21 protein-coding genes and 1 other RNA gene are annotated in these 25602 nt (G+C 71.2%); 16 read left to right on the top strand and 6 right to left on the bottom strand.

Going from position 1 to position 25602, the window contains the following annotated elements; all coding sequences use genetic code 11:
* Positions 1–324: 324 nt before the first annotated feature.
* From DEJ04_RS09245 to DEJ04_RS09210, 8 genes are all read left to right on the top strand, one after another.
* Positions 325–1533 carry a multidrug effflux MFS transporter gene (locus tag DEJ04_RS09245; RefSeq protein WP_258371341.1) on the top strand — a complete coding sequence of 403 codons (1209 nt, stop codon included), beginning with the start codon at positions 325–327 and terminating at the stop codon, positions 1531–1533.
* Between the two features lie 59 nt (positions 1534–1592).
* Complete coding sequence (locus DEJ04_RS09240; protein ID WP_017886068.1) at positions 1593–1928, top strand: STAS domain-containing protein; 336 nt, start codon at positions 1593–1595, stop codon at positions 1926–1928.
* Positions 1928–2341, top strand: a complete 414-nt coding sequence (locus tag DEJ04_RS09235) for an ATP-binding protein (protein WP_111022921.1) — start codon at positions 1928–1930, stop codon at positions 2339–2341. The genes DEJ04_RS09240 and DEJ04_RS09235 overlap by 1 nt, the downstream gene beginning before the upstream one ends.
* A gap of 129 nt (positions 2342–2470) precedes the next feature.
* Positions 2471–3454 carry an AraC family transcriptional regulator gene (locus tag DEJ04_RS09230; protein ID WP_111046878.1) on the top strand — a complete coding sequence of 328 codons (984 nt, stop codon included), beginning with the start codon at positions 2471–2473 and terminating at the stop codon, positions 3452–3454.
* A gap of 64 nt (positions 3455–3518) precedes the next feature.
* Positions 3519–4154, top strand: coding sequence for an alpha/beta hydrolase (locus DEJ04_RS09225; RefSeq protein WP_111046877.1), 636 nt, complete (start codon positions 3519–3521; stop codon positions 4152–4154).
* Positions 4155–4260: 106 nt separating this feature from the next.
* Positions 4261–5343, top strand: a complete 1083-nt coding sequence (locus DEJ04_RS09220; RefSeq protein WP_111046876.1) for a hypothetical protein — start codon at positions 4261–4263, stop codon at positions 5341–5343.
* A 134-nt stretch (positions 5344–5477) separates the two neighbouring features.
* A complete protein-coding gene (locus DEJ04_RS09215) occupies positions 5478–6323 on the top strand; it encodes a Nif3-like dinuclear metal center hexameric protein (protein WP_111046875.1) in 846 nt (281 codons plus the stop codon).
* A gap of 2 nt (positions 6324–6325) precedes the next feature.
* Positions 6326–7060 (top strand): zinc ribbon domain-containing protein, encoded by a 735-nt coding sequence (locus DEJ04_RS09210; protein ID WP_027465445.1) that lies wholly within the window; start codon positions 6326–6328, stop codon positions 7058–7060.
* A gap of 756 nt (positions 7061–7816) precedes the next feature.
* Here the strand turns inward: DEJ04_RS09210 and rnpB are convergent.
* The 3 genes from rnpB to map form a co-directional block, all read right to left on the bottom strand.
* Positions 7817–8177: RNase P RNA component class A (gene rnpB / locus DEJ04_RS09205), an RNA gene on the bottom strand.
* Positions 8178–8347: 170 nt separating this feature from the next.
* Positions 8348–9097: a polyphosphate--glucose phosphotransferase gene (gene ppgK, locus DEJ04_RS09200; RefSeq protein WP_181437778.1), complete on the bottom strand. Its 750-nt coding sequence runs from the start codon at positions 9095–9097 to the stop codon at positions 8348–8350.
* A 41-nt stretch (positions 9098–9138) separates the two neighbouring features.
* Positions 9139–10002: a type I methionyl aminopeptidase gene (gene map / locus DEJ04_RS09195; RefSeq protein WP_071403965.1), complete on the bottom strand. Its 864-nt coding sequence runs from the start codon at positions 10000–10002 to the stop codon at positions 9139–9141.
* 218 nt (positions 10003–10220) lie between these two features.
* On the opposite strand from map, the gene DEJ04_RS09190 reads away from it, so the two are divergent.
* The 6 genes from DEJ04_RS09190 to DEJ04_RS09165 all read left to right on the top strand — a co-directional run bounded on the left by DEJ04_RS09190 (position 10221) and on the right by DEJ04_RS09165 (position 20014).
* On the top strand, positions 10221–10400 hold the full coding sequence (locus tag DEJ04_RS09190; RefSeq protein ID WP_111023013.1) for an SPOR domain-containing protein: 180 nt from the start codon (positions 10221–10223) through the stop codon (positions 10398–10400).
* Between the two features lie 125 nt (positions 10401–10525).
* Positions 10526–11863, top strand: coding sequence for a type I glutamate--ammonia ligase (gene glnA / locus DEJ04_RS09185; protein WP_027465449.1), 1338 nt, complete (start codon positions 10526–10528; stop codon positions 11861–11863).
* A gap of 36 nt (positions 11864–11899) precedes the next feature.
* Positions 11900–14851: a bifunctional [glutamine synthetase] adenylyltransferase/[glutamine synthetase]-adenylyl-L-tyrosine phosphorylase gene (locus DEJ04_RS09180; RefSeq protein WP_111046874.1), complete on the top strand. Its 2952-nt coding sequence runs from the start codon at positions 11900–11902 to the stop codon at positions 14849–14851.
* Positions 14852–15376: 525 nt separating this feature from the next.
* A complete protein-coding gene (locus tag DEJ04_RS09175; protein WP_111046873.1) occupies positions 15377–17011 on the top strand; it encodes a glycosyltransferase family 2 protein in 1635 nt (544 codons plus the stop codon).
* Positions 17004–18590: a glycosyl hydrolase gene (locus DEJ04_RS09170; RefSeq protein WP_111046872.1), complete on the top strand. Its 1587-nt coding sequence runs from the start codon at positions 17004–17006 to the stop codon at positions 18588–18590. The genes DEJ04_RS09175 and DEJ04_RS09170 overlap by 8 nt, the downstream gene beginning before the upstream one ends.
* Positions 18587–20014: a UDP-glucose/GDP-mannose dehydrogenase family protein gene (locus DEJ04_RS09165; RefSeq protein WP_111046871.1), complete on the top strand. Its 1428-nt coding sequence runs from the start codon at positions 18587–18589 to the stop codon at positions 20012–20014. The genes DEJ04_RS09170 and DEJ04_RS09165 overlap by 4 nt, the downstream gene beginning before the upstream one ends.
* A 442-nt stretch (positions 20015–20456) precedes the next feature.
* Here the strand turns inward: DEJ04_RS09165 and glnA (DEJ04_RS09160) are convergent, their stop codons facing one another.
* Entirely contained in the window at positions 20457–21881 is a 1425-nt protein-coding gene (glnA, locus tag DEJ04_RS09160; protein ID WP_027465453.1) for a type I glutamate--ammonia ligase, read from the bottom strand.
* Between the two features lie 141 nt (positions 21882–22022).
* Between glnA (DEJ04_RS09160) and DEJ04_RS09155 the strand changes: the two genes are divergently transcribed.
* Positions 22023–22478, top strand: coding sequence for an RDD family protein (locus DEJ04_RS09155; RefSeq protein ID WP_071244549.1), 456 nt, complete (start codon positions 22023–22025; stop codon positions 22476–22478).
* Between the two features lie 268 nt (positions 22479–22746).
* Here DEJ04_RS09155 and DEJ04_RS09150 read toward each other — a convergent pair whose 3' ends face one another.
* Positions 22747–23463, bottom strand: coding sequence for a DUF4191 domain-containing protein (locus DEJ04_RS09150; protein WP_027465455.1), 717 nt, complete (start codon positions 23461–23463; stop codon positions 22747–22749).
* Positions 23464–23591: 128 nt separating this feature from the next.
* On the opposite strand from DEJ04_RS09150, the gene DEJ04_RS09145 reads away from it, so the two are divergent.
* A complete protein-coding gene (locus DEJ04_RS09145) occupies positions 23592–24416 on the top strand; it encodes a hypothetical protein (protein ID WP_146248679.1) in 825 nt (274 codons plus the stop codon).
* Positions 24417–24504: 88 nt separating this feature from the next.
* Here DEJ04_RS09145 and sucB read toward each other — a convergent pair whose 3' ends face one another.
* Positions 24505–25503, bottom strand: coding sequence for a 2-oxoglutarate dehydrogenase, E2 component, dihydrolipoamide succinyltransferase (gene sucB / locus DEJ04_RS09140; protein ID WP_375334730.1), 999 nt, complete (start codon positions 25501–25503; stop codon positions 24505–24507).
* Between the last annotated feature and the right edge of the window lie 99 nt (positions 25504–25602).

Genomic DNA, 25602 nt, shown 5'->3' with positions numbered 1-25602 from the left:
GCCCGGTGCCAGCTGGCACCGGGCCTCCCGTCCGTCCGCGCGCACGTCCCGGGCCGCGCCGTCGAGTGGTCACGAGGCGTCGGCTGCGCCGTCGCCGGGCGACGGAACACGACCACTCGGCGGACGTGAGCGGGGTGTCGTGACCGCGTGCGTCCCCGGACGGGAGGCCCGTGGCGGGCCCGCCACGGGCCTCCTGTCCGTCCCCGCGCACGTCGCAGGGCCGCACTTCGTGAGCAGGAACGGTCGCCTCCGGCACCGCGAACCGACCGTTCCTGCTCACGAAGTGCCCGTCGAATCGATTCGGGGACGCGTAGCGTGTCCGAGGTGACGACGGAGCGCAGCCTGGGACCGACGACGACCGTGCTGCCCCCGATCGTGCCGCTGGCGCTCATCGTCGGGGTCTCGCCGTTCGCGACGGACATGTACATCCCCGCACTCCCGGCCATCGCGCGCGACCTCGACACGACGCCCGGCGCCGTGCAGCTGTCGCTCACGGCGTTCCTCGTGGCCTTCGCGGTCGGCCAGCTGCTCGTCGGACCGGTGAGCGACGGGATCGGTCGTCGGCCGATGCTCGTCGTCGGGACCGCCCTGTTCGCCCTCGCGTCGGTCGGCTGCGCGCTCGCCCCCGACGTCGTGACGCTGGTGGTGGCCCGCGTCGCCCAGGGACTCGCCGGTGCCGCGGGCGCCGTGGCCGGTCGGGCGATGGTGTCCGACGTGACGAGCGGCACCCGGATGGCGAAGGTGTTCGGCACGCTCGCGGCCATCAACGCGATCGGGCCGGTGGTGGCCCCGCTGGCCGGGGGAGCGGTGCTCACGGTCGGCACGTGGCGGCTCATGTTCGTCGTGCTGGCCGTGCTCGGTGCCGTGTTCTTCGTGGCGGTGGTCCTGCGGTTCCGCGAGACCCTGCCGCCGGAGCGTCGTGGTGGCGTCGGGTTCGCGGCGAACGGGCAGCGGATCCGCGAGCTCCTGGCGATCCAGCGATTCCGGGCCTACGTGCTGAGCGGGGTGCTGTCGACGGTGGGGTTCTTCGCCTACATCGCGACGAGCTCGTTCGTGTTCCAGTCGGAGTTCGGGTTCTCCGAGGGGCTGTACACGCTCGTCTTCGCCACGAACGCGTCGATGATGATCGTCACGACGCTGTTGTTCGGCCGGCTCGTCGGGCGGTTCAGCGAGGACGCCCTGCTGACCCTGGGTCTGCTCGTCGGGACGGTCGGAGCCACCGCCGTGCTGGTGTCGGCGCTCCTCGGGCTCGGGCCGGTGCCGGTGTGGTGCGCCCTCGCGGTCGTGACGGCCGCGTGGGGCTTCGTCCTGCCGGCGGCGATGACCCGCACGCAGCACGTCGGTGCGGCACACCCGGGCACCGCGGCTGCCCTGCAGGGCGGCCTGACCTTCGGCATCGGCGGTCTCGGCACCCCGCTCGCCGGCGCCCTCGGCGGCACCGCACTGGCGATGGGCGGGGTGATGGCAGCGCTGATGGCCGCGGCCGTCGTGGTCCAGGTGACGGCGACGCGGCGAAACCGGTCCCACAACTGAGGGGCTGAGCCGGTAGGTTGCTGGTTGCAAGGCGCACCGATCTGAGGAGACCCACCGAGATGGACATCGTCGTACACGAGGCGGAGACCGACACCGCCGTCCTGGAGTGCAGCGGCCGGCTCAACATGGTCTCCGCGCCCACGTTCCGCGAGACCGTCGCCCAGATCGTCGGCAACGGGCGTTCGCGGCTCGTGGTCGAGCTCTCCGGGGTCGAGTTCATGGACTCCTCCGGCCTCGGCGCCCTGGTCGGCAGCCTGAAGACCGCGCGGCAGGCCGGCGGCGACCTCCGCATCGCGGCACCGTCGGAACAGGTCCAGATGGTGCTCAAGCTCTCCAACATCGACAAGATCCTGCGGACGTACCCCGACGGGGACGCCGCGGTGACCGACTGGTGATGACCGCCCCCGTCGCCGAGCACATGCTCGCACTGGCGTGCCCTCCGGACGACGTGTCCGCCGTGCACGAGTTCCTGGCGGGCGTGTGGCAGCACGAGCCGTCCATCGCTGCCGAGGACCGGATGGCCCTCGAGCTCGCCCTCGTCGAACTCACCTCGAACGTCATCGAGCACGGCGCCCGCCCGGACGGTGTCTCGTGCGAGCTCCGGCTCGAGATCGGTGACGAGCGCTTCCAGGCGCTGCTGTCCGACGACGGGGTCGCGGCGACGGTGGACCCCGACGCCGCCGTGCTGCCCGACGACTTCGCCGAGGGCGGTCGTGGGCTCGCCCTCGTCCGCATGGTCGTCGACGACCTGCGGTACGAACGCGTCGCCGACCGGAACCGCTGGACGGTGCTGCGCTCCCGGCACTGAGCGGGAGCACGGCCGTCGCGCACCGACGGAGCCCACCGGTCGTCCGCCCAGCGCACTCCGTGGGCCGCAAACCGCAATGACGGGTCGGCGATTGTCGCGTTTCCCGGACACCGTGTCACGATTCGCGCGATGACTGTCGACCCAGATCCCCGGATCCGGTTCGAGACGTCCGGCGCCGGACTCGACGCGGCCGTGCAACTGTACGAAGAGGCCTACGAGAGCACGGGGTTCTCGGCGTCCCGGACCGATCGTCCGTTCGCGTACCGGTTCCAGGTCGTGGGCGACGGATCGATGACGTTCCGCTCCACCCGGTTCGACGGGCGGATGCAGGGCGAGGTCGAGGTCCCCGACGAGTACGTCGTGATGTGGACGTCGGACGGCGGTGGCCGCGTCGACGTCGGTCGCCAGGAGGTCGACTTCGCACCGGGGGCCCCGCGGGTGTTCCCGACGCGGCGTCCCTTCGTGTTCGACCTGCAGGACGTCCGCCAGAGCCTCGTGCAGTTCGACCGCACGTACCTGGAGGGCGTCGCCGCCGAGGTGCACGGCACCCGGCCCGGCCCCCTCGTGTTCGACCACACCGCAGCGCCCCGGCCCGAGGACCTCCGCGCCTGGAACGCCCGGGTGCAGCGCGCCGCGGCGATCGTGCTCGGCCCGGCACCGCTCACCGCACTGGCCCTCGCCGAGACCGTGCGGGAGACCGCGCTGGCGTTCCTCGACACGTTCCCGCACGAGACCATCGCCCCCGACGTCGCGCTGCCACAGGGTGCCACTGGTCGCGTCCGCGAGGCCGTGGAGTTCATGCACGCCTTCGCCCACACGCCCGTCACGACGACGGACGTCGCCGAGCACGTCGGCCTGAGCGTCCGGGGGCTGCAGCAGGCGTTCCAGCGGCAGGTCGGAACGGCGCCGAACGCGTTGCTGCGGGGGATCCGGCTGGACCGCGTGCACGAGGAACTCCGCCGCGCGTCGGCGGGCGACCTGACGGTGGCGAGCGTTGCCTTGCGCTGGGGCTTCGCGCACCTCGGTCGGTTCTCGGCGGCGTACGCGTCGCGCTTCGGGCAGTACCCGCGCGACACGCTGCAGCAGCCCCGGGGCGCAGTCCCGCAGCTCTGAGCTGGGCAGTGCACCGCGCGTCACACTCCGGAACGGTGCCTCGCTTCTTCGCTACGCTGCCCCGGTGAGCAGAGCGCGACCGTGGGTGATCGTCCCCGGCATCTGGAACTCGGACCCGGACCACTGGCAGTCCGTCTGGGAGCGGGAGCAGCAGGACGAGCGCGACGAGCACGACGAGAACGACGAGCACATCCAGCACGACCACCGCCCCCAGCAGCCCGCCGCCGTCCGCATCGCCCCCACCTCGTGGAGCGACCCGGACCCGGACGACTGGCGCGCCGCGATCTCCACGGCCGTGGCCCCGTGCCCGGAGCCCCCGGTCCTCATCGCCCACAGCCTCGGCGTCCTGGCCGTCGCCGACTGGCTCGCCACCACGGCGGACGCTCCCGCGCTCGTCGCCGGTGCCTTCCTCGTCGCCCCGCCCGACCCACTCGGGGACACGTTCCCGGACGAGGCATCGGGCTTCGTGACACCGCGTCCGGTGCCCCCGGCCCAGCAGGTCCCGACACGCCTCGTCGTGAGCGACGACGACCCGTACTGCAGCGCGGACCGGGCACTCGTGTTCGCCGATGCGATGGGCGCGGACGTCGTCCGTGTCGGCGCTCTCGGGCACGTGAACGTCGCGAGTGGCGTCGGTGCCTGGCCCGCGGGCCGGGAACTGCTGCGGGCGTTCGAGGACGGCCTCCGCCCACCTCGGTGACGACGGGCGCGACACGCCGCTCAACTCCGCCGCGATATGGCAGGCGGTGCAGCGACACACCGCGGATGTCCCGCGTTTCGGCCCGCGCGATATTTATCCTTCGGACATGGAGACCCAGTCCGGCGCACGCACCCCGCTCGTGGACCCGTTCGGCCGCGAGCTCGAGGAGTGGCTCCGCGACGCACCGGCGACCCGTGCCCCCTACGTGCCGGACCTCGTCGTCCCGCCCGTCACCGGCCCCGTGCAGCGCCCCGGACGCGCCGCGAGCAGCACCTCGACCGCCGACGAAGCGGTCGTCGACCCGACGACCGCCCCGGCGCACGTCGCCACCTCGACCCCGGCTGACGAGACGGCCCCGGCCGACGAGATCAGCCCGTCGGCACCCGCCGCCCCCGCGTTCCGCCGCGACCGCGCCCGCCACGCCGCCGTCTGCGCCCCGTCCTTCCCGGAGCCGCCGGAGCGTCTGGCCCTGCGCATCGAGGACCTCGCGGTGGAGGTGTCCTCGTCCACGGGCCGCAGCAGCATCGAGCGCATCGTCCTGCTCGAGGACGAGGTCCGCCGCCGTGACGAGGACCTCGCTCGCCTCGCCGCGTGGGAGGCCACCGTCGCCGGCTCGGAGGACCCCGAGGTGACGGCCGCCCGCGCCTTCGCCCACACCGTCTTCGCCGACCTGCTCACCGACGCCGCCGCCGAGGCGGACCGCCGCGACCGTGCCGCAGCCCGCCGCGCAGCGACCGCGCCGGTGGCGCTCGTCACCCGGCCGGCACCCGTGCCGACCCGCGCAGCACCGAGCGTCCCCGCAGCAGCGCAGGCCGCACCCACCGCGGAAGCCGCGCCGGTGGTGGCACTCGTCACCCCGGAACGCGACGAACCCGTCCGACCGGTGCTGGGCCTCCCGGCCGTGTCCCCGGTGTCCGCGGCCACGCGACCCACCCCGCTCGTCCTGCCCGCCACCGGGCCGACGGTCATCGACCGCGCGGCCTTCGCCGCAGCGCTCACCGCGCACCAGGGCGTCACCGCGAGCACGCCGGTCGTCCTGCCGGACGCCGTCGCCGCACCCGTCGTCCCGGCCCCCGTCGTGGACGCGACGGAAGCCGACACCGACTCCGCCACGGCGGCAGCGCCGGCCCCGGCCGGCTGGTGGTCGCGACTCGTCGACCGCCTGCTCGGCCTGCTCGGTCGTCGCTGACGACCCGCGGCCGCGGCGCGGTCGGCTGCACCGCTTCCGGTCACAAGGCTTCCGGCTGCACTGCCTGGAGGCCCGGATCACCCCACACGGACCGGCTGCCCCGTGCGGGGCGGTCGCCTCGGTAGACTGACGGGATGCCGACGCTCCGCGAACTCCAGGCCGTGATCGAGGACCTGTGGCCCGCCGCCGGTGCCGAGTCGTGGGACTCCGTCGGACTCGTCGCGGGCGATCCGGCCGCCACCGTCGAGCACGTGCACCTCGCCGTCGACGCGGTCCCCGCCACCGCACGGGAAGCCGTCGAACTCGGTGCCGGGCTCCTGCTCACGCACCACCCACTGCTGCTCCGCGGGGTGACGACGATCGCCGAGTCGACCTACAAGGGCAGGGTCCTCGCAACGCTGGTGCGTGGCGGCAGCGCCCTGCTCGCGGCGCACACCAACGCCGACGTCGTGACGACCGGCACCTCGGCCGTCCTCGCCGACCGCCTCGGGCTCACCGAGCAGCGCCCGCTCGACGCCGGAGCCGACCCCGACACGGGCATCGGTCGCGTCGGCGTGCTGCCCGAGGGGACGACCCTCGGCGCCCTCGCCCGGAAGCTCGTCGACCTGCTGCCGCCCACGGCCACCGGGGTCCGCGTCTCCGGTGACTTCGACCAGCCCGTCCGCACCGTGGCGCTCTGCGCGGGTGCCGGCGACTCGTTGCTCGGCCACCCCGCCGTGCTCGACGCCGACGTCTACATCACGAGCGACCTGCGGCACCACCCGGCCTCGGAGTTCCGCGAACAGGCGCTCCTCGGCGGCGGGCCGGCGCTCATCGACACCTCGCACTGGGCCACCGAGTGGCTCTGGCTCGACGTCGCCGCGGAGCAGCTGCGCACCCGGGCCGGGGTCCGCGTCACCGTGAGCGACCTCCGCACCGACCCGTGGGACTTCGCCGTCCTGCCGGCCGCCGAACCCACCACCCCCACAGAAGGAGCCTGACCATGAAGGCAGCACCCGAGGACCAGGTCATCCTCCTCGACGTCCAGCGTCTCGACAACGACGTCACCCGCATCGCGCACCGCATCACGTCGTTGCAGAAGGGCGACCAGCTGACCGAGCTGAGCAAGCAGGCCGCGGCGCTCCGGAGCGAACTCGTCGCCGCCACCGGCGAGGTCGAGGACGCCGAGCGCGACCTCGCCCGCCTGGAGTCCGACACCGCGGTCGCGCAGGCCCGTGTCGAACGCGACACCACGATGCTGCAGAACGTCGCGAACGCGAAGGACGCCGCTGGACTGCAGAGCGAGCTCGACTCGCTGCAGCGGCGCATCGGCGGCCTCGAGACCGCCGAGCTCGAGATCATGGAGAACCTCGACGGCCTCCGCGCCCGGGTCGGTGACATCGAGGCGAAGCTCGCCGACGTCGAGGCCGCCCGCGGTGGTCTGGTCGCCGAGCGCGACGCCGAGATCGCCCGGCTCACGGCCGACCGCGAGTCCGCCGAGCAGGCCCGTGCCGACGTCGCCGCCAAGGTGCCGGCTGAGTTGCTCGCCCTGTACGACCGGCAGCGTGCGCGCTACGGCTTCGGCGCCTCGCTGCTGCAGGGCGGCGTGTCGACGGCCTCGGGCGTGGCGCTCAACAACTCCGACCTGCAAACCATCCGCCGGGCTGCGCCTGACGACGTGGTGCTGTGCCCCGACAGCGACGCGATCCTGGTGCGGACGGCCGAGTCCGGGCTGTAGACGCGAGCGACGTCCGTGGCGGAGGCGCGGTGCCAGCTGGCACCGCGCCTCCTGTCCGTTCGTGGGCTGGTCGCAACGCGTCGCTTGCCGGGCGCCGAAAGGTCACGAACTGTCGGCTGCGGCCCTGCCGGCCGACAGTTGGTGACCACTCGACGAACCTGAGCGGGGAGTCGTGACCGTGCGTGCCGCCTGACGGGAGGCGCGTGGCGGCGCCGCACCGCGCCTCCCGTCCGTCGTGGGCTGGTCGCAACGCGTCGCGTGCGTGCCGCCGAGCGGTCACGAACGGTCGGCTGCGGCCGTGCCGGCCGACACTTTGTGACCACTCGGCGAACCTGAGCCGGGAGTCGTGACCGTGCGTGCCGCCTGACGGGAAGCCCGTGGCGGCGCCGCACCGCGCCTCCCGTCCGTCGTGGGCTGGTCGCAACGCGTCGCGTGCGTGCCGCCGAGCGGCCACGAACCGTCGGCTGCGGCCGTGCCGACCGACGGTTGGTGACCACTCGTCGGACTTGAGCGGGGAGTCGTGACCGTGCGCGCCGCCTGCCGGGAGGCCCGTGGCGGCGCCGCACCGCGCCTCCGGCCCGTCGTGGGCTGGTCGCAACGCGTCGCGTGCGTGCCGCCGAGCGGTCACGAACTGTCGGCTGCGGCCGTGCCGACCGACAGTTGGTGACCACTCGGCGAACCTGAGCGGGGAGTCGTGACCGCGCGCGCCGCGCGCGACGTCCGCGCGACGCGGGCCAACGCGGCACGGAGAAGGGGCGAATGGGCCGGCCGTACGCCGGGTTCTGTCCCGCCGCTTGCACGGCGGTGACGGCCATCTCTCTCGGACCGACGTTGCCGTCGGCCTCCAGCGGTCTACCCGAGGACTCGGCGAGCAGCCTCAACGTCCTCTGTCTGACCTTGCTCCGGGCGAGGTTTACCGAGCGGATCCGGTCACCCGGACCCCTGGTGGTCTCTTACACCACCGTTTCACCCTTACCGACGTTGCCGCCGGCGGTCTGCTTTCTGTGGCACTGTCTCGCGGATTGCTCCGGGTGGGTGTTACCCACCGCCCTGCTCTGTGGAGCCCGGACGTTCCTCGGCGCTCCCGGGGGAGCGACGCGACCGTCTCACCGACCCATTCGCTGGAGCGAGTCTACCCGGCTCCGCGGCGCCCGATGCGAGGGGAGCCCCACGCACACGCGTACCTGATGAGAACGGGCGTACCTGGTCGGAAGTTCCGACCGGGTACGCCCGATTCGACCAGGTACGCCCGACCGGGCGCCCCCGACCAGGTACGCGCGACCCGGACTAGACGCTGCGCGCCGCCAGGGTCGCGGCACCGATGATGCCGGCGTTGTTGCGGAGCGTCGCGGGGATGATGTCGGCCTGCAGGTCGAGCAGCGGGAGGAACTCCTCGTACTGCTTCGAGACCCCGCCGCCGACGACGAACAGCTCGGGGGAGAGCAGGGCCTCGAGCGTCGAGTAGTACTTCTGCAGGCGCTTCGCCCAGTGCTTCCACGACAGGTCGTCGCGCTCCTTGGCGGCGAACGAGGCGCGCGACTCGGCGTCGTGCCCCTCGATCTCCAGGTGCCCGAGCTCCGAGTTGACGATGAGCACGCCGTCGTTGATGAGCGCGGTGCCGATGCCGGTGCCGAGCGTCGTCACGATGACCAGGCCGTCCTTGCCCTTGGCCGCACCGAACTGCTGCTCGGCGAACCCGGCGGCGTCGGCGTCGTTGACGAAGTGGATGGAGCGGCCGAGTTCCTTCTCGAACAGCGCCTCGGCCTCGAAGCCGATCCACTTCTTCGACACGTTCGCGGCGGACATCGTCTTGCCGTCCCGCACGATCGCCGGGAAGCAGACGCCCACGGGGACGTCGTCACCGGGGGCGAGCTCGCCGATGATCTCCTTGACCACCGCCGTGATGTCCTGGGGCTTCCCGCCCTCGGGCGTGGCCTTCTTGATGCGGTCCGTGGTGAGGGCGCCGGACGCAACGTCGACGATCGCGCCCTTGATGCCCGTACCACCGATGTCGACGCCGACTGCGAGGGAGATCATGAGGTTGTCGTGCCTTTCGGTTGCCTGCCGGAGGTGTCCGGTCAGGAGACGGTGAGGAGCTCCGCGCCGCGTTCGGTGACGACGAGGGTGTGCTCGAACTGCGCGGTCCACGACTTGTCACGGGTCGAGACCGTCCAGTCGTCGGACCAGATGTCGGCCTCGATGCCGCCGAGCGTGAGCATGGGTTCGATGGTGAACACCATGCCGGGTTCGATCACCGTGTCGTACTGCGGTGCGTCGTAGTGGGGGATGATCAGGCCGGAGTGGAACGCCCGACCGACGCCGTGTCCGGTGTAGTCGCGGACGACGCCGTAGCCGAAGCGCTTCGCGTACGCCTCGATCGCGCGGCCGATCACGTTGACCTGCCGGCCCGGGGCGACGGCCTTGATGCCGCGACGCAGTGCCTCTTCGGTCCGGGTCACCAGGTCCGACACCTCGGGCGCTGCCTGCCCGACGACGAACGTGCGGTTCGTGTCGCCGTGCATGCCGTCCTTGTAGGCGGTGATGTCGATGTTGACGAGGTCGCCCTCCTGCAGGACGGTGTCGTCGGGGATGCCGTGGCAGATGACCTCGTTGAGGCTCGAGCAGAGCGACTTCGGGTAGCCGCGGTACCCGAGCGTGGAGGGGTAGGCACCGTGCGCGACGACGAACTCGTGCCCGATCCGGTCCAGCTCGTCCGTGGTCACACCGGGGCGGATGGCCTCGCCGACGGCGTCGATGGCCTGCGACGCGATGCGTCCGGCGACGCGGATGCGCTCGACCTCGTCCGGCGTGTAGGTGTCACCGAGACCGTGCTCGTGGGGCTCGACCTTCCCGACGTACTCCGGACGCTCGATGTCCTTCGGGACGGCGCGGTGCGGGGAGATGCGGCCGGCGGTCAGGTGTCCGTGTTCGTCCCGGGGCATGCGGACCACTCTAGCCGCGGCGCGACGCGCCGAGCGCAACCGCCCCAGGGCGCAGCCCGACGCGCCGAGCGCGACCGCCCCGGGGTGCGGCCCGACGCGCCGAGCGCAACGCCCCGGGGTGCGGCGCGACGTGGTGGACGTGACTGCCTGGAGGCCCGGTGCCGGTCCGCCGGACCGGCACCGGGCCTCCAGGCAGTTGCGTGGGTACGGTGGGCGGCATGAGCGAAGAACGCATCGAGTCCCAGTGGTGGTTCAACGACAAGACCGGCCAGGTCGAGCAGGGCCCGCAGTCCCCGCAGCGTGACCGGATCGGCCCGTTCGCGACGCGTGAGGAGGCGCAGCACGCGCTCGACCGCATCGCCGCGAACAACGAGAAGTGGGACGCCGAGGACCGCTGAGCACCGCGGCCGGCGCCCCGCCGACGCCCCGGTGACGGCGCGTCGCACGGCCCCGCACACACCGCCGGACCACTAGCCTGGGACGAGGCCCGCCAGCGGCCACCCGATACACGGAAAGGTCGTGCATGGACAAGCAGACGGACTTCGTGCTCCGCACCATCGAGGAGCGCGGCATCAAGTTCATCCGACTCTGGTTCACGGACGTCATCGGGACGCTGAAGTCGGTGGCGATCGCCCCGGCCGAGGTCGAGGGCGCGTTCGCCGAGGGCATCGGGTTCGACGGCTCCGCGATCGAGGGCCTCACCCGTTCCTACGAGGCCGATGTCCTGGCACACCCGGACCCCTCGACCTTCCAGATCCTGCCGTGGCGCGGCGAGATCGACCCCACCGCGCGGATGTTCTGCGACATCACGACGCCGGACGGGCAGCCCGCCGTGGCCGACCCCCGCAACGTGCTGAAGCGCACCCTGGCGCGGGCGAGCGACCGCGGGTTCACGTTCTACACGCACCCCGAGATCGAGTTCTACCTGCTCAAGAGCCGCGAGTGGAAGGACGGCGGCCCGCAGCCCGTCGACCAGGCCGGCTACTTCGACAACGTCCCCGGCGGCAGCGCGCACGACTTCCGCCGCCGGTCGGTCCGGATGCTCGAGGACCTCGGCATCTCGGTCGAGTTCTCGCACCACGAGGCCGGCCCCGGGCAGAACGAGATCGACCTCCGCTACGCCGACGCACTGACGATGGCGGACAACATCATGACCTTCCGCACCGTGGTGAAGGAAGTCGCGATCGAGCAGGGCGTCTACGCGACGTTCATGCCGAAGCCGATCTCCGGCCAGCCCGGTTCCGGCATGCACACCCACGTCTCGCTGTTCGAGGGCGACCAGAACGCCTTCTACGAGGCCGGTGGCCAGTACCAGCTGTCGCAGACCGCCAAGCACTTCATCGCCGGCGTGCTCAAGCACGCGCCGGAGATCACCGCGGTGACGAACCAGTTTGTCAACTCGTACAAGCGGCTCTGGGGCGGTGACGAGGCCCCCTCCTTCGTCACCTGGGGCCACAACAACCGCTCGGCCCTGGTGCGCGTGCCGCTCTACAAGCCGAACAAGGGCCAGTCCTCGCGCATCGAGTACCGCGGCATCGACTCGGCGGCGAACCCGTACCTGGCGTACTCGCTGCTGCTCGCCGCCGGCCTCAAGGGCATCGAGGAAGAGTACGAGCTCCCCGCCGAGGCCGAGGACAACGTCTGGAGCCTCAGCGACTCGGAGCGTCGGGCCCTGGGCTACAGCCAGCTGCCCGCGAGCCTCGACCACGCGCTGAGCCTCATGGAGGACTCCGAGCTGGTGGCCGAGACCCTCGGCGAGCAGGTGTTCAACTTCGTGCTGCTCAACAAGCGGCAGGAGTGGAAGCGCTACCGCGACCAGGTCACCCCGTTCGAGCTCGACACCAACCTCGGCGCGCTCTAGAACCGAGCGCCCTGACCCCTCGGGAGCACGTTCCACATGACCGGTCGGACGACGACGTCACGTTCGGAGCTGGCCCGTCTGGGGTTCGCCGAGCTGTCGGAGAGCCTCGAGCGGGCTGCCGACCTGGAGGCCCGGTTCGGCCCCGACATGCCGCTGCCGGTCGCCGGGTCTGCCGCGCTCTGGGGCGGCACCGCTGATCCGGACGGCGCCCTGCGGATGCTCGAGCGGCTGCTCGAGCGCGCGCCGGACGAGCTCCGCCCCGTCCTGACGGACGACGCCGCGACCGAGCGCCTGATCCGCCTGCTCGGCGCCTCGATCGGGCTCGGGGAGTTCCTGCACCGCCGTCCGGCCGAGCTGGCACTGCTGCTCGAACCGGTCGGCGAACCGTGGTCGCAGGAGCGCTACACGGCGTCGCTGACCGAGGCCGTCGACGGTGCCACGGGTGAGGACGCCCGGATGCGCCTGCGGGTGCGCTACCGCCGACACCTGGCCCAGATCGCCCTGTTCGACGTGCTGCACCCCGTGCCGACGGACGCGTTCCCGGCCGTCGCGGCGGGCCTCGCCGACCTGGCGGGCGCCACCCTCGACGCCGCCGTCGACATCGCGCGGCGCGAGGTGCCGTTCCCCGCGGCCGACGTCGCGGCGACCCCGCTCGCGGTGATCGCGATGGGCAAGGCCGGTGCCCGCGAGCTCAACTACGTCAGCGACGTCGACGTCATCTTCGTCACGGAGCCCACCGACGACGTCCCCACCGACCGGGCCGTGCTCGTCTCCACCCGCATCGCGATCGCCGCCATGCACGCGATCACCGACCTCGCCGCCGAGCCCGCCCTGTGGGAGGTCGACGCGAACCTCCGGCCCGAGGGCAAGGACGGTGCACTCGTCCGCACCCTCGACTCGCACGTGGCGTACTACGAGCGCTGGGCAAAGGGGTGGGAGTTCCAGGCGCTGCTCAAGGCCCGCCCGATCGCGGGATCCTCAGACCTGGGTGCCCGGTACGCCGAGGCCGTCGCGTCGTTCGTGTGGAACTCCTCCACCCGGCCGGGGTTCGTCGAGTCGGTGCAGCGCATGCGCGAGCGGGTGACCGAGCACATCCCCGACGCCGACGTCGACCGGCAGCTCAAGCTCGGCCCCGGTGGCCTGCGGGACGTCGAGTTCACCGTGCAGCTCCTGCAGCTCGTGCACGGCCGTGACGACCCGTCCGTGCGGGTGCGATCGACGCTCGAGGCGATGGACGCCCTGACCGACGCCGGGTACGTCGGCCGTGCCGAGGCCGCTCGGTTCGGGCCGGACTACGCGCTGCTCCGGGTGCTCGAGCACCGCATCCAGCTCCGTCGCCTGCAGCGGACGCACCTCATGCCCTCCGACGAAGAGGAGCTGCGGGTGCTCGCCCGGTCGAGCGGCGTCGCGGCGTCGGCGCCGGCGCTCGAGGCCCGCTGGCGCGCCGTGAAGCTCGAGGTCCGCGGGCTGCACGAGCGCCTGTTCTACCGGCCGCTGCTGTCCGCGGTGGCCTCGACCGAGGACGAGATCGTCCTGACCAACGACCAGGTCGTCGACCGGCTCGCCGGTGTCGGGTTCGTCGACCCCGCCGGAGCCGTCGGCCACATCCGCGCCCTCACGCAGGGGACGAGCCGACGCGCGGCGATCCAGCGGAACCTGCTCCCGGTGCTCCTGCGCTGGATGGCCGAGGGGCCCGCGCCGGACCGTGCGCTGCTGGCCTTCCGGCGGTTGAGCGACGGGCTGGGGGAGTCGAGCTGGTTCCTCCGCATGCTGCGCGACTCGTCCGGCGCCGCACACTCGCTCACCACGGTGCTGTCCGAGTCGGCGTTCCTGTCCGGGCTGCTCGAGCGGTTCCCCGAGGCGGTCGCCTGGCTCGACGAACCCGAGGCGCTCCTGCGTCCGCGGCCGATCGACTCCCTGCTCGCCGAGATGACCGCGACCACCGCCCGGCACGGCAACGACGTCGACGGCTCCGCGGCCCTGCTCCGGTCGGCCCGACGTCGGGAGACCCTGCGGCTCGGCATGGCCGCCGTGCTCGGCTCCCTCGACGTCGACGGCCTGGGCCCGGCCCTGAGCGACGTCACCGAGGCCACCCTCGCCGGTGCCCTCGCGCTCGCCCGCCGGGACGCCCCCGAGGGCTTCGAGTTCGGGATCATCGCGATGGGCCGGTACGGCGGGCGGGAGCTCGGCTTCGGGTCGGACGCCGACGTGCTGTACGTGTACCGGGCCCCCGACCTGGCGCCCGAGGTCGCGTCACGGACCGCCCAGACCATCGTGCGCGAGCTCAACCGCCTGACCGAGGACACGATCCACCCGCTCGACCTCGACATCGACCTGCGCCCCGAGGGCAAGAACGGTCCCGTGGTGCGGACGCTCGAGTCCTACGGCGCCTACTACGCCCGCTGGTCGCTCACGTGGGAGGCGCAGGCGCTCCTCCGCGCCCGCGGTGCCGTCGGTGACGCACAGCTCCTGCGTGACTTCGAGCACCTCGCCGACCGCACGCGGTACCCGGAGCGGATCGACGACCACCAGGTGCGCGAGGTCCGCCGCATCAAGGCCCGCGTCGAGTCGGAGCGGCTGCCCCGCGGCGCCGACCCGGCCCGGCACCTCAAGCTCGGTCGCGGGTCGCTCAGCGACGTCGAGTGGTTCGTGCAGCTCCTGCAGCTGCAGCACGCGCTCGAGATCCCGTCGCTCCGCACCACGTCGACGCTCGAGGCGCTCGACGCCGCGGTCGACGCCGGACTCGTCGGTGCCGAGGACGGCGAGCGGCTCGGGGCCGCCTGGCGCTTCGCATCGCGCACCCGGAGCGCCCTCGTGCTGTGGTCGGGGAAGACCACCGACGTGCTGCCCGTCGACCGCGTGCAGCTCGAGGGCGTCGCACGGCTGATGGAGTACCCGCCGGGCTCCGCGAGCCGCCTCGAGGACGACTACCTCGGCGTCACGCGGCGCGCACGGCAGGTGTTCGAGCGCGAGTTCTACGGCACCTGACCCGCCGCCGACGCAGCGCCGAGCACCTCGCGACACGCCCGAGCGTCTGCGGACGGACCCGACCTGAGCAGCCATCGAAGGTTAATTCTCCGTGTCGCATGACGTCCCCCGACGGCACCCTCTTCGTACCCCTGTTCGAAACAGAGCCCGGCTCGTTACCGGGCCGTGACCGAACTCCCACCGGACCGCGAGGGGACCTTTTCCGACGTCCCCCGACACGCCGCGTGATCACCTGCTGACCTGGGCTTTCCGTCGGACCCGACCCGTGCCTCCAGGCCGCACCTGTCGCCCATCAGGGCGACCCGGCGTCGAGGCGTGGTCCGCAGGAGTGCTGTCAGCACCACGGGGGACCGCTCCGACCGGCCGAGAGGGGGACCGGTGTGTACCCCGTAACGCGCCCGTAACGCCCCCGGACGGGGGCCGCGTTGCGCGCGCGTTCAGGTTCTGCATCAATTGCATCACCCGAACCGGCCCTGATTCCCCGATGAAGCGGAATCTCCACCTCGAACGTTGAAGCAGGGATCAGTGTTCACCTTCATTCTGCAGATCAGGCAGATGGTCGAAGGCCACCCCGAGTTCTACCTGTTCGCCGTGTACTCCGCGGTGATCTGGTTGCTCTGGTTGCTCAAGGTCGTCATCTCCGCCCGCTACCGCCCCTTCACCGGCACCTTCGTCGGTACCACCAGCGTCGTCGTCCCCGTCGTGGACGAACCGCTCGACCTCTTCCGTGACGTCATCGGCCGCATGGTCGAGCAGCAGCCCGGCGAGATCATCGTCGTCATCAACGGTGCCCGCAACGAGGCGCTCGAGGAGGTCTGCGACGAGTTCGCCCCGCTCGTCCGCTGGACCCACACGCCCATCCCGGGCAAGCGCAACGCCGTCAAGGTCGGCACCGAGATGTCCAACGGCGACATCACCGTGCTGGTCGACTCCGACACCGTCTGGACCCCCGGCGCGCTCGAGGAACTCCTCAAGCCGTTCGCCGACGAGTCCGTCGGTGGTGTGACGACCCGGCAGCGCATCCTCGAACCGGAGCGCAGCTGGATCACCCGCTGGGCCGACTGGCTCGAGAACTCGCGGGCGCTCTACTCGATGCCGGCGCAGAGTGTCCTCGGGCAGATCGGCTGCCTGCCCGGGCGCACCATCGCGTTCCGCCGGAGCATCCTCATGCGGGTGATGGACCGGTTCATGCACGAGAAGTTCATGGGCGTGTTCCTCGAGGTCTCGGACGACCGGACACTGACGAACCTCACGCTCAAGGAGGGGTACCGGACCGTCTACCAGTACACGTCGCTGGTCTACACGGACGCCCCGCTGCAGGTGAAGAAGCTGTTCAAGCAGCAGCTCCGCTGGGCCCGCGGCTCGCAGTACAACACGCTGCGGATGCTGCCGTGGATGCTCGGCCACGCCCCGGTCCTCGCGGCGTTCTTCATCACCGACATCATCCTGCCGTTCATGCTCTTCGGCGTGATCGCCGGCTGGATCTACCGCGCCTTCACCGGCCAGGGCGAGAACCTGTACCAGGGCATCCTGTCGCAGTACGGCTTCTCGACCGGGTTCGTCTACGTCGCGGCGCTCATGGTGATCTCGAGCGTGCTGAGCATGGCGATCCGCCAGATGCGGCACCTGTCCGAGAAGCCGAGCGACTTCTTCCGCCTGCCGATGTTCATCATCGTGTCGACGTTCTTCCTGATGCCGATCCGGCTCATCGGCTTCTTCCGCCTGGCGCACGCCTCCGGCTGGGGGACCCGGGCCGGCGCCTACGCCGGTGGTCCGATGCAGGAGGACCCTGCGGACGCCGTCCAGCCGCTGTCCTCCACGGCGCAGATCCCGGTCAGCCCGATCGACGCCGAACGTGCCCGGTCGGCCGGGTCCGGGCAGGCGGGTTCGGGCGCTGGTTCACCCGCTCCGCTCGAGACCGTCGACCAGGTGGCCGTGGACCGTGCGTTCGACGAGCTCTTCGGCGCCGACGCGGCGACCAACTCCACCACCACCGTGCTCGCCACCCGCCGTGAGGCCGCAGCCGCGGTCGCGCAGCAGGAGGCCCAGCGAGCAGCCGCGCCGGCCCCCGCCCGAGCCCGCCGGTACAACCCGTACGCAGCGATCCCGTACGTGATCGGCATCGCGATCTTCGCCCTGGAGGCGTTCCTCATTGTCTGACTTCATCCGTTCCTCGAGTGCTTGGTGGGCGCAGTCCAGCAAGCACGCCCGCCGGACGGCCATCGGCACGACCGCCATCGTGCTGGCGCTCGGCCTCATCACCTGGTCGGTGTGGATCTCACCCTCCGGCCCCGTCTCGACCGCCGTGCACCAGGCTCTGGGCGTCGAGGCGCCGAAGGCCAAGAAGGTGTCCGCCGCCGAGCTGCAGACGCAGCTCGACGCCGCCCAGGAGCGCATCTGGACGCTCGAGGGCAAGCTCGACTCCCGCACGGCCCAGGCCGGGTCGCGTGGCGACCAGATCTCGGAACTCAAGGCGCAGATCGCGTCGCTGCAGTCCCAGCTCGGTTCCGCGAAGGACTCCGGAGGCTCGTCCAACGTCAACGCCGCGGGTTCCGGCAGCGGTGGCTCGGGTTCCGGCGGGTCCGGTACCGGTTCGGCCGGTGCGTCCGGGTCCGGCTCGGGCTCGTCCGACAACGGGTCCGGCAGCGGCTCCGGTTCCGGCAACGGCTCCGGGTCCGGCCCTGGTTCCGGCAACGGTGGCGGCTCGAAGCCGAACCCCGGTCCCTCGACCGACCCGGGTGCCACCCCGGTCGTCACGCCGACCAAGGCCGAGATCCTCGGCCAGCAGTCGCGCTGGTACGGCCTGTACACCGCGCAGTCCCCGTTCAACTGGGCCGAGTACGACGAGGTCTCCCGTCAGGTCGGCACCGCGTCGAACATGACCGGCTTCTTCCAGGGCTTCGACCAGGAGTTCAACGCCCCCGCGGTGCAGCGCTCCTGGGCCAACGGCCGTGTCCCGCTCATGACGTGGGAGACCGTGCCGGCGCAGACCGGCAACGACCAGAAGTACGTCCCCGGGTACACCAACGAGGACATCTCCGGTGGGTCGTTCGACGCCTACCTGACGAAGTACGCCAAGGCGCTGGCGGCCAACGGACAGCCGATGGTCATCCGTCTCGACCACGAGATGAACGGCTCCTGGTACAACTGGTCCGAGGGTGACGACCAGAAGAACCCGGCCGGCTCCTACGTGAAGATGTGGCAGCACGTGCACGACGTCTTCCAGGCGAACGGCGCGAACAAGTACGTCATCTGGGACTGGTCCCCGAGCCGCATCGACAAGCTCGGCAACCCGAAGTACCAGACGCTCGACTACATGCAGCAGTACTACCCGGGTGCGGACTACGTGGACTGGGTCGGCATGAGCGGCTACTACCGCGACGCCACCGAGCAGCCCACGTTCGGCACGACCTTCGGAGCGACGCTCACGCAGCTCCGCCAGATCGCGCCGGGCAAGGGCATCATGCTCAACGAGATCGGGGCGACCGAGACCGGCACGAGTGTCGCGAACCCGCAGAAGACGCAGTGGATCAACTCGCTCTTCGATGCGCTGGCGGACCCCGCCAACAAGGACATCGTCGGCTTCGCGTACTTCAGCGAGACCGCGACCACCATCATCGACGGCAAGCGCACCACGAACGACTGGCGTCTCAACTCCCGCGCCGATTCCCTCAAGGCCTTCGCCGAGGGCATCAAGCGCAACGACATCGACTACGACCTGCAGGAGGTCACGCAATGAGCGAGTCCAAGAAGTCGACCGCATCGGCCGACACCCGCCCCGCACCCGTCATCAGCGTCATCGGCACCGGCTACCTCGGCGCCACCCACGCGGCCGCCATGGCCGAGATGGGCTTCGAGACCATCGGTGTCGACATCGACCCGTCGAAGCTCGCCGCACTGTCCGCCGGTGAGGTCCCGTTCTTCGAGCCCGGTCTGCCCGAGCTCATCACGAAGCACGTCGCCAGCGGCAAGCTCCGCTTCACCTCCGACATCGCCTCGGCCGTCGCGGCTGCGGACGTCCACTTCGTGTGCGTCGGCACCCCGCAGAAGGCCGGGTCGCACGCCGCGAACCTGGCCTACGTCGAGAGCGCCACCCGTGGCGTCGCCGAGAACCTCACCCACCCGGGCCTCATCGTCGGCAAGTCGACGGTCCCGGTCGGCACGGCAGCGCGGCTCCGCGGTATCGTCCGCGAGTTCACCCCCGCCGGCATCGACGCGGAACTCATCTGGAACCCCGAGTTCCTGCGTGAGGGCAAGGCCGTCGAGGACACCCTGCACCCGGACCGTCTGGTCTGGGGTGGAGCCTCCGAGGCCGCCGACGCCGTGATCCGCGAGGTCTACGCCGCACCGATCAGCGAGGGCACCCCGGTCATCACGACCGACCTCGCCACCGCGGAGCTCGTCAAGGTGAGCGCCAACGCGTTCCTCGCCACGAAGATCTCGTTCATCAACGCGATCTCCGAGATGTGCGCCATCACCGGCGCCGACGTCTCCACGCTCGCCGACGCCCTCGGCCACGACGCCCGCATCGGCCGGAAGTTCCTGAACGCCGGCCTCGGCTTCGGCGGCGGCTGCCTGCCGAAGGACATCCGGGCGCTCATGTACCGCGCGAACGAGATCGGCGCGGGCCAGGTCGTCGGCCTCATGCAGCAGGTCGACGAGATCAACATGGGGCAGCGCCAGCGGGTCATCGACATGGCGATCGACTCGGCCGGGGGATCGGTGCTCAACCGTCGCGTGGCCGTCATCGGTGCCGCGTTCAAGCCCCTGACCGACGACGTCCGGGACTCCCCGGCGCTGAACGTCGCCGCTGCGCTGCACCTCCGCGGCGCGCAGGTGACGCTCTGGGACCCGGAGGCGATGGAGCCCGCGAAGCGCTCGTTCCCGACGCTGAGCTACGCCGCGTCGATGACGGACGCGATCGAGGGCGCCGACGTCGTCCTCGTGCTCACCGAGTGGGAGGACATCATCACCGCCGACCCGGTCGCCCTCGGTGACCTCGTCGGGCGCCGCGTCGTGATCGACGCGCGCAACTGCCTCCCGGTCCTCGACTGGGTGAAAGCGGGGTGGACCGTCCGTTCCCTGGGACGTCCCACGCCGGTCACGGGTGCACCCGTGAGCGTCGCAGCGGGGACGAACGACGCGTTGGCCACGAGCCGCTAGTCACCGTTCGCGAGACGGGGTCCGTGCCGGGCGGCGCGGGCCCCGTTCCCGTGCGCCCGGGGGCTGGTCTGTCCGGGCGTACCGGGTCGAATCGGGCGTCCCTGGTCGAATCGGGCGTACCTGGTCGGAAGTTCGGACCAGGTACGCCCGATCCTGCTTTCCAGTCCGGCTGCTTTGGGAAGGAACGTGCGTCGCGACCGCCTGGAGGCCCGGCGTCCGCCCGCTGGACCGGCACCGGGCCTCCAGGCGGTCGCGTCCGTACCCCGCGCGCACGGTGGCAGCGTCCTCTCGCGAAAGCGACAGAATCCCGCGGAACGTTCGCGGCGTTCTGTCGCTCTCGCGGGTGCCAGCGCCCTGGCAGTCAGCGCACTGTCGCTTTGGCATACACACGAAGGGCCCCGCACCTGACGGTGCGGGGCCCTTCGTGTGGTGTCAGCGGGACTCAGACCCCGAAGTACAGCTCGTACTCGAACGGGTGCGGGCGCTGGGCCAGCGGGAGGATCTCGTTCTCGCGCTTGTAGTCGATCCAGGTCTGGATGAGGTCCTCGGTGAAGACGTTGCCCTTCGTGAGGAACTCGTGGTCCGCCTCGAGCGCGTCGAGCGCCTCGTCGAGGGAGCCGGGGACCTGCGGGATGCCCTTTGCTTCCTCGGGCGGGAGCTCGTAGAGGTCCTTGTCGACCGGCTCGTGCGGCTCGATGCGGTTCTGGATGCCGTCGAGGCCCGCCATCAGCTGCGCGGCGAAGGCGAGGTACGGGTTGCCGGAGGCGTCGGGCGCGCGGAACTCGATGCGCTTGGCCTTCGGGTTGGTGCCCGTGATCGGGATGCGGATCGCCGCCGAGCGGTTGCCGGCCGAGTAGACCAGGTTGACCGGAGCCTCGAAGCCCTTGACCAGACGGTGGTACGAGTTGATCGACGGGTTGGTGAACGCGAGCAGCGCCGAGGCGTGCTTCAGGATGCCGCCAATGTACCAGCGGGCGAGGTCCGACAGGCCGCCGTAGCCGTTCTCGTCGTAGAAGAGCGGCTTGCCGTCCGACCAGAGCGACTGGTGGGTGTGCATGCCCGAGCCGTTGTCGCCGAAGAGCGGCTTCGGCATGAACGTGGCGACCTTGCCCCACTGGTCAGCCGTGTTCTTGACGATGTACTTGAACTTCAGGATGTCGTCCGCGGCGTGGACCATCGTGTCGAACTTGTAGTTGATCTCCTGCTGGCCGCCGGTGCCCACCTCGTGGTGCGAGCGCTCGAGCTCGAAGCCCGCGTCGATCAGCTTGAGGGTGATGTCGTCGCGCAGGTCGGCGGTCTTGTCGACCGGCGACACGGGGAAGTAGCCACCCTTGTACGGGGTCTTGTTGGCGAGGTTGCCGCCCTCTTCGTCACGACCGGTGTTCCAGGCGCCCTCTTCGGAGTCGACCGCGTAGAAGGACTCGTTCTGCGTGACCGAGTAGCGGACGTCGTCGAAGATGTAGAACTCGGCCTCGGGGGCGAAGAACGCGGTGTCCGCGATGCCCGTCGACGCGAGGTACTTCTCGGCCTTCTTCGCCACCTGGCGCGGGTCGCGGCCGTAGATCTCGCCGTTCCGCGGGTTGTAGATGTCGAAGATCATGATGAGCGTGCGCTCGGCGCGGAACTGGTCGACGTACGCCGTGGTGACATCGGGGATCAGCTGCATGTCGGACTCGTGGATCGACGCGAAGCCGCGGATGGAGGAGCCGTCGAACAGCTGGCCGACCGAGAAGAAGTCCTCGTCGACGGTGGATGCCGGGATGTTGAAGTGCTGCTGCACACCGGGCAGGTCCGTGAAGCGGATGTCGAGGAACTTGACGTCGGTGTCCTTGATGAAGGCCAGGACCTCGGAGGAATCGCTGAACATGGGGCCGATCTCCAATGGGTTGGGTGATGTCGGAGGCACCGGTCAAGGCACCTCCGACGAGGCTATTGACACGGGGTTTCCCGGACATGACTGGTTTGTTTCGGGCGTGTTACGCCCGGGCCGTCGCCTACGCTGGGGACCATGGCCCGCAGCACTCCCAGTCCGTCCGCGCCCTCCGAGCACCCGGACGGATGGCCGGGCAAGGACCTCGGTCTGCCCGAGTCCGGGCCCCGGAGTGTCGGGCGGATCGGTCGGCGGGTCGTCGCGCTCCTGATCGACGGCGCACTTGCTGACCTGGTCGCCTACGTCACCGGGGTCTGGTCGCCGGTGAACGGTTCGGGCGACATCGCGCACTCCTGGGTGCAGATCGCCATCTTCGCTGTGCTGCAGATCGTGTTCATCTGCCTGCTGTCCGGGTCGTTCGGGCACATCTGCGTCGGGCTGCGGGTCGTCCCGATGCGCGGGGGCTACGTGGGGGTGTGGCGGCCGATCCTCCGGACGGTGCTGCTCTGCCTGGTGGTCCCGGCGCTCATCATCGACCGCGACAGCCGTGGTGCGCACGACCGCATCGCGGGGACGGTGCTCGTCCGCCGCTGATCGCGTCGGCCGGGGTTGCGGGTGCGGCGCGCGGGTCGTGGCTGTCGTCCGCGCCGTCGCACCGTGCGAGGTTGCTCATCGGGTGCGAGCTTGCCTGCCCCATGCGCCGTCGGAGTCCCGCACCGAGCTGGCAACCTCGCACGGTTCAGCGAAGGTCGCACGGTGCGTGCTTCGCGAACACCCCCGCCCCCGCCGGCACTCCACGCACGCACGAGAACGCCCCCGACCAGATCTGGTCGGGGGCGTTCTCGTGCGTGTGGAGCCTGGGTCAGCGCGGCCGTCCGGCGCGGGCCCGCATCGGGTCCATGCCCTTCGGGATCGAGGCCGCGGGGCTCTGCGTCAGCGAGTCGAGACGGTTCGCGACCGCCAGGACCTCGTTGCGGTTGAGCGACTTCTTGAGCTTGTTCATGGCACGGGGCAGCTTGTGCAGCGTCAGGCTCTCACCGGTGCCGTCACCCACGTGCAGCACGTGCACGGCGACGTTCGGGACGATGCGCTGCACCTTGCGGCGCTCCTCGTCGACCTGGCGGTTGAGGTTGCCACGCTGGCCCTCGGTGATCAGGACGACGCCCGGGCGACCCACGGCGCGGTAGACCGCTGCCTGCGAGCGACCGTGCACCGCGACGGGCATCTCGCTCGAGCGCCACTGGCGACGGAGCGAGTTCGACAGCACGGCACCGACGGCGCCGGGCTGGCCTTCGATCTGCGAGTACGCGGCGCGTTCGGCCAGACGGCCGAGCACGATGAGGAAGAGCAGCACACCGAGCAGCACACCGGCGACGATCCACAGGACGATCGCGAGCCAGTTCTGCCCCGGCAGGAGCAGCGCCAGCAGGACACCGAGGACGACCGGGCCGACGAAGGCGAGGGCGAACCACCAGACCGACGACGGGTCGGCCTTTCGGGTCATCTGGAAGACCTGGAACATCTGCTTGAGACGCCCCGGCTCCTTCGCCTTCTTGTCTGTGGAAGAGCTGCGTGCCATGCGAACAGGATACGGCCTCCGTGCGCCGGGGGAGACCGTCGCGTGTCCGGCTGTGCGCGAACACGTCTTGTCCACAGGTGGTGCGGGAGAGCCTGGAGGCCCACCGCGCCACCGCCACGCTGGTCACCATGGAGACGAGCACCGACGACCACCCGGATCGCTGGATCGCGACCGGCAACGAGCACGACGTGCTCAGCTGGATCGCCGACCGCTCCGCGGCCGCCGAGCGGCACCTCGTCCCGGTGGCCGCGGTCGGTCGGACCCCGACGGGGCATCTCGTGGTCGACCTCGACCGGCCGACCGGCACACCGGTCGTGGCGGCGCTCGACCGGCTCGGCACCCCGACCACCGGCGTCGCGGTGACCCTGACGGTCCCGCTCCTGGAGCTCCTGGTGGCGGTGCACGACGGCGCGGTCCTGCTCGGTGCCGCCGGCATCGACGACGTGCTGGTGGACGACTCCGGGGCCGTCGTGCTCTGCGACCGCCCGACGAACGCGACGAGCCCGACGACAACGAACCCGATGAACCAAACCAACGCGAGGACCCCGACGCGCGCCGTGCACTCGACCGACGCGACCCGCACCCTCGTGCTCGCAGCCCGGACGGTGTGGGACCGCGTCGACCCGGCCGATCCCGCTCAGCAACCGGTGCTCGACGCGCTGCAGGACGCCCTCGACGGTGACGGACCGAGCGCACGAACGGCACTCGACGTCGTCCACGGCACCGCCCCGCCCCGGCCGTTCCGCTGGACCCCTGTGCCGAGCGACCTCGTGTTCGCCGAACCGCCGACACCGGACGGGCAGGACGGACTGCTCGAGCGCCTGCGGGACGTGGTCGAGCACGGCGTCCCGCTCGGAGCCGACCGACGGCTCCCGCTCCGCCGCGTGCTCGTGGGGTTCGTCGTCGCCGTCGGGTCGGTGGTCGCCGCCCTGACCCTGCTCGGCGGCGGGTGACGCCGAACCCGCCCGTGAACGGGAACGGGAACGGGAACGGCCCCGGTTCCCACGAGGGGAACCGGGGCCGTCGGCCGTGCTGCTGGGATCAGTACCCGAGGTTCGGGGCGAAGTTGCCCTCTTCGAGACGGTTCTTCACCGCGACGAGGTACCGCGAGGCATCCGCACCGTCGATGATCCGGTGGTCGTACGACAGCGCCAGGTAGACGAACGAGCGGATGGCGATGGCCTCCTGGCCGTCGACCTTCACGACCGCCGGACGCTTCGTGACGATGCCGGTGCCGAGGATCGCCGACTGCGGCAGGAACACCACGGGGGTGTCGAACAGCGCGCCACGCGAACCGGTGTTGGTCAGCGTGAACGTGCCGCCAGCCAGCTCGTCGGGCTTGAGCTGGTTGTTCCGGGTGCGCTCGGCGAGGTCCGCGATGGACTTCGAGAACTGCGCCAGGTCCAGCGAGGCCGCGTCCTTGATGACCGGGGTCAGCAGGCCGCGCTCGGTGTCCACCGCGATGGAGACGTTCTCGGACTCCGGGTAGACGATCTCGTCACCCTCGACCGTGGAGTTGATCTTCGGGTGGGCCTTCAGTGCCTCGGACGCCGCGAGGGCGAAGAACGGCATGAAGGAGAGCTTCGAGCCGGTCTTCTCGAGGAACTCCGCCTTGTGGGCGTCGCGGAACTGCGCCACCTTCGTGACGTCGACCTCGACGACGCTCGTGAGCTGTGCGGTCGAGGTCATCGACTGCACGGCACGCTCGGCGACCACCTTGCGCAGGCGGGTCATCTTCTCGCGGGTCCCGCGCAGCGGCGAGACCTCGGCGACGAACGGGCCGGACGCGGCGGCGGGTGCTGCTGCTGCCGAGGCGGCCGGGGCCTTCGCGGCGGCGGCGAGGACGTCCTCCTTGCGGATGCGCCCCCCGACACCGGAGCCGGTGACCGTGGACAGGTCGACACCCTGCTCGTTGGCGAGCTTGCGCACCAGCGGGGTGACGTAGCCGGAGGCTGCGCCGTCCTGCGTGGGGTTCGGCACCGCTGCGGCGGCCGTGGTGCTCGGCGCGGACGCCGGAGCAGGAGCGGCCTGGGCCGGCACGGCTGCCGGCGGAGCGGCTGCGGGCCCGGAAGGACCTCGCGGCGTTCACGGCGGCGCTCGGTGCGCGTGGGGGGCCGTACCACGTGCTCGGCACCGGCG

Source organism: Curtobacterium sp. MCLR17_044 (assembly GCF_003234435.1).
GTDB classification, from domain to species: Bacteria; Actinomycetota; Actinomycetes; order Actinomycetales; family Microbacteriaceae; genus Curtobacterium; species Curtobacterium flaccumfaciens.
The sequence above is the reverse complement of the archived record's forward strand: the minus strand, read 5'-3'. Positions and strand labels throughout refer to the sequence as shown.

Coding starts and splice junctions, on each gene's coding strand:
- DEJ04_RS09240 (WP_017886068.1), top strand. CDS start 1,593: ATGGACATCGTCGTACACGAGGCGGAGACCGACACCGCCGTCCTGGAG.
- DEJ04_RS09235 (WP_111022921.1), top strand. CDS start 1,928: ATGACCGCCCCCGTCGCCGAGCACATGCTCGCACTGGCGTGCCCTCCG.
- DEJ04_RS09230 (WP_111046878.1), top strand. CDS start 2,471: ATGACTGTCGACCCAGATCCCCGGATCCGGTTCGAGACGTCCGGCGCC.
- DEJ04_RS09220 (WP_111046876.1), top strand. CDS start 4,261: ATGGAGACCCAGTCCGGCGCACGCACCCCGCTCGTGGACCCGTTCGGC.
- DEJ04_RS09215 (WP_111046875.1), top strand. CDS start 5,478: ATGCCGACGCTCCGCGAACTCCAGGCCGTGATCGAGGACCTGTGGCCC.
- DEJ04_RS09210 (WP_027465445.1), top strand. CDS start 6,326: ATGAAGGCAGCACCCGAGGACCAGGTCATCCTCCTCGACGTCCAGCGT.
- ppgK (WP_181437778.1), bottom strand. CDS start 9,097: ATGATCTCCCTCGCAGTCGGCGTCGACATCGGTGGTACGGGCATCAAG.
- map (WP_071403965.1), bottom strand. CDS start 10,002: ATGCCCCGGGACGAACACGGACACCTGACCGCCGGCCGCATCTCCCCG.
- DEJ04_RS09190 (WP_111023013.1), top strand. CDS start 10,221: ATGAGCGAAGAACGCATCGAGTCCCAGTGGTGGTTCAACGACAAGACC.
- glnA (WP_027465449.1), top strand. CDS start 10,526: ATGGACAAGCAGACGGACTTCGTGCTCCGCACCATCGAGGAGCGCGGC.
- DEJ04_RS09180 (WP_111046874.1), top strand. CDS start 11,900: ATGACCGGTCGGACGACGACGTCACGTTCGGAGCTGGCCCGTCTGGGG.
- DEJ04_RS09165 (WP_111046871.1), top strand. CDS start 18,587: ATGAGCGAGTCCAAGAAGTCGACCGCATCGGCCGACACCCGCCCCGCA.
- glnA (WP_027465453.1), bottom strand. CDS start 21,881: ATGTTCAGCGATTCCTCCGAGGTCCTGGCCTTCATCAAGGACACCGAC.
- DEJ04_RS09155 (WP_071244549.1), top strand. CDS start 22,023: ATGGCCCGCAGCACTCCCAGTCCGTCCGCGCCCTCCGAGCACCCGGAC.
- DEJ04_RS09150 (WP_027465455.1), bottom strand. CDS start 23,463: ATGGCACGCAGCTCTTCCACAGACAAGAAGGCGAAGGAGCCGGGGCGT.
- DEJ04_RS09145 (WP_146248679.1), top strand. CDS start 23,592: ATGGAGACGAGCACCGACGACCACCCGGATCGCTGGATCGCGACCGGC.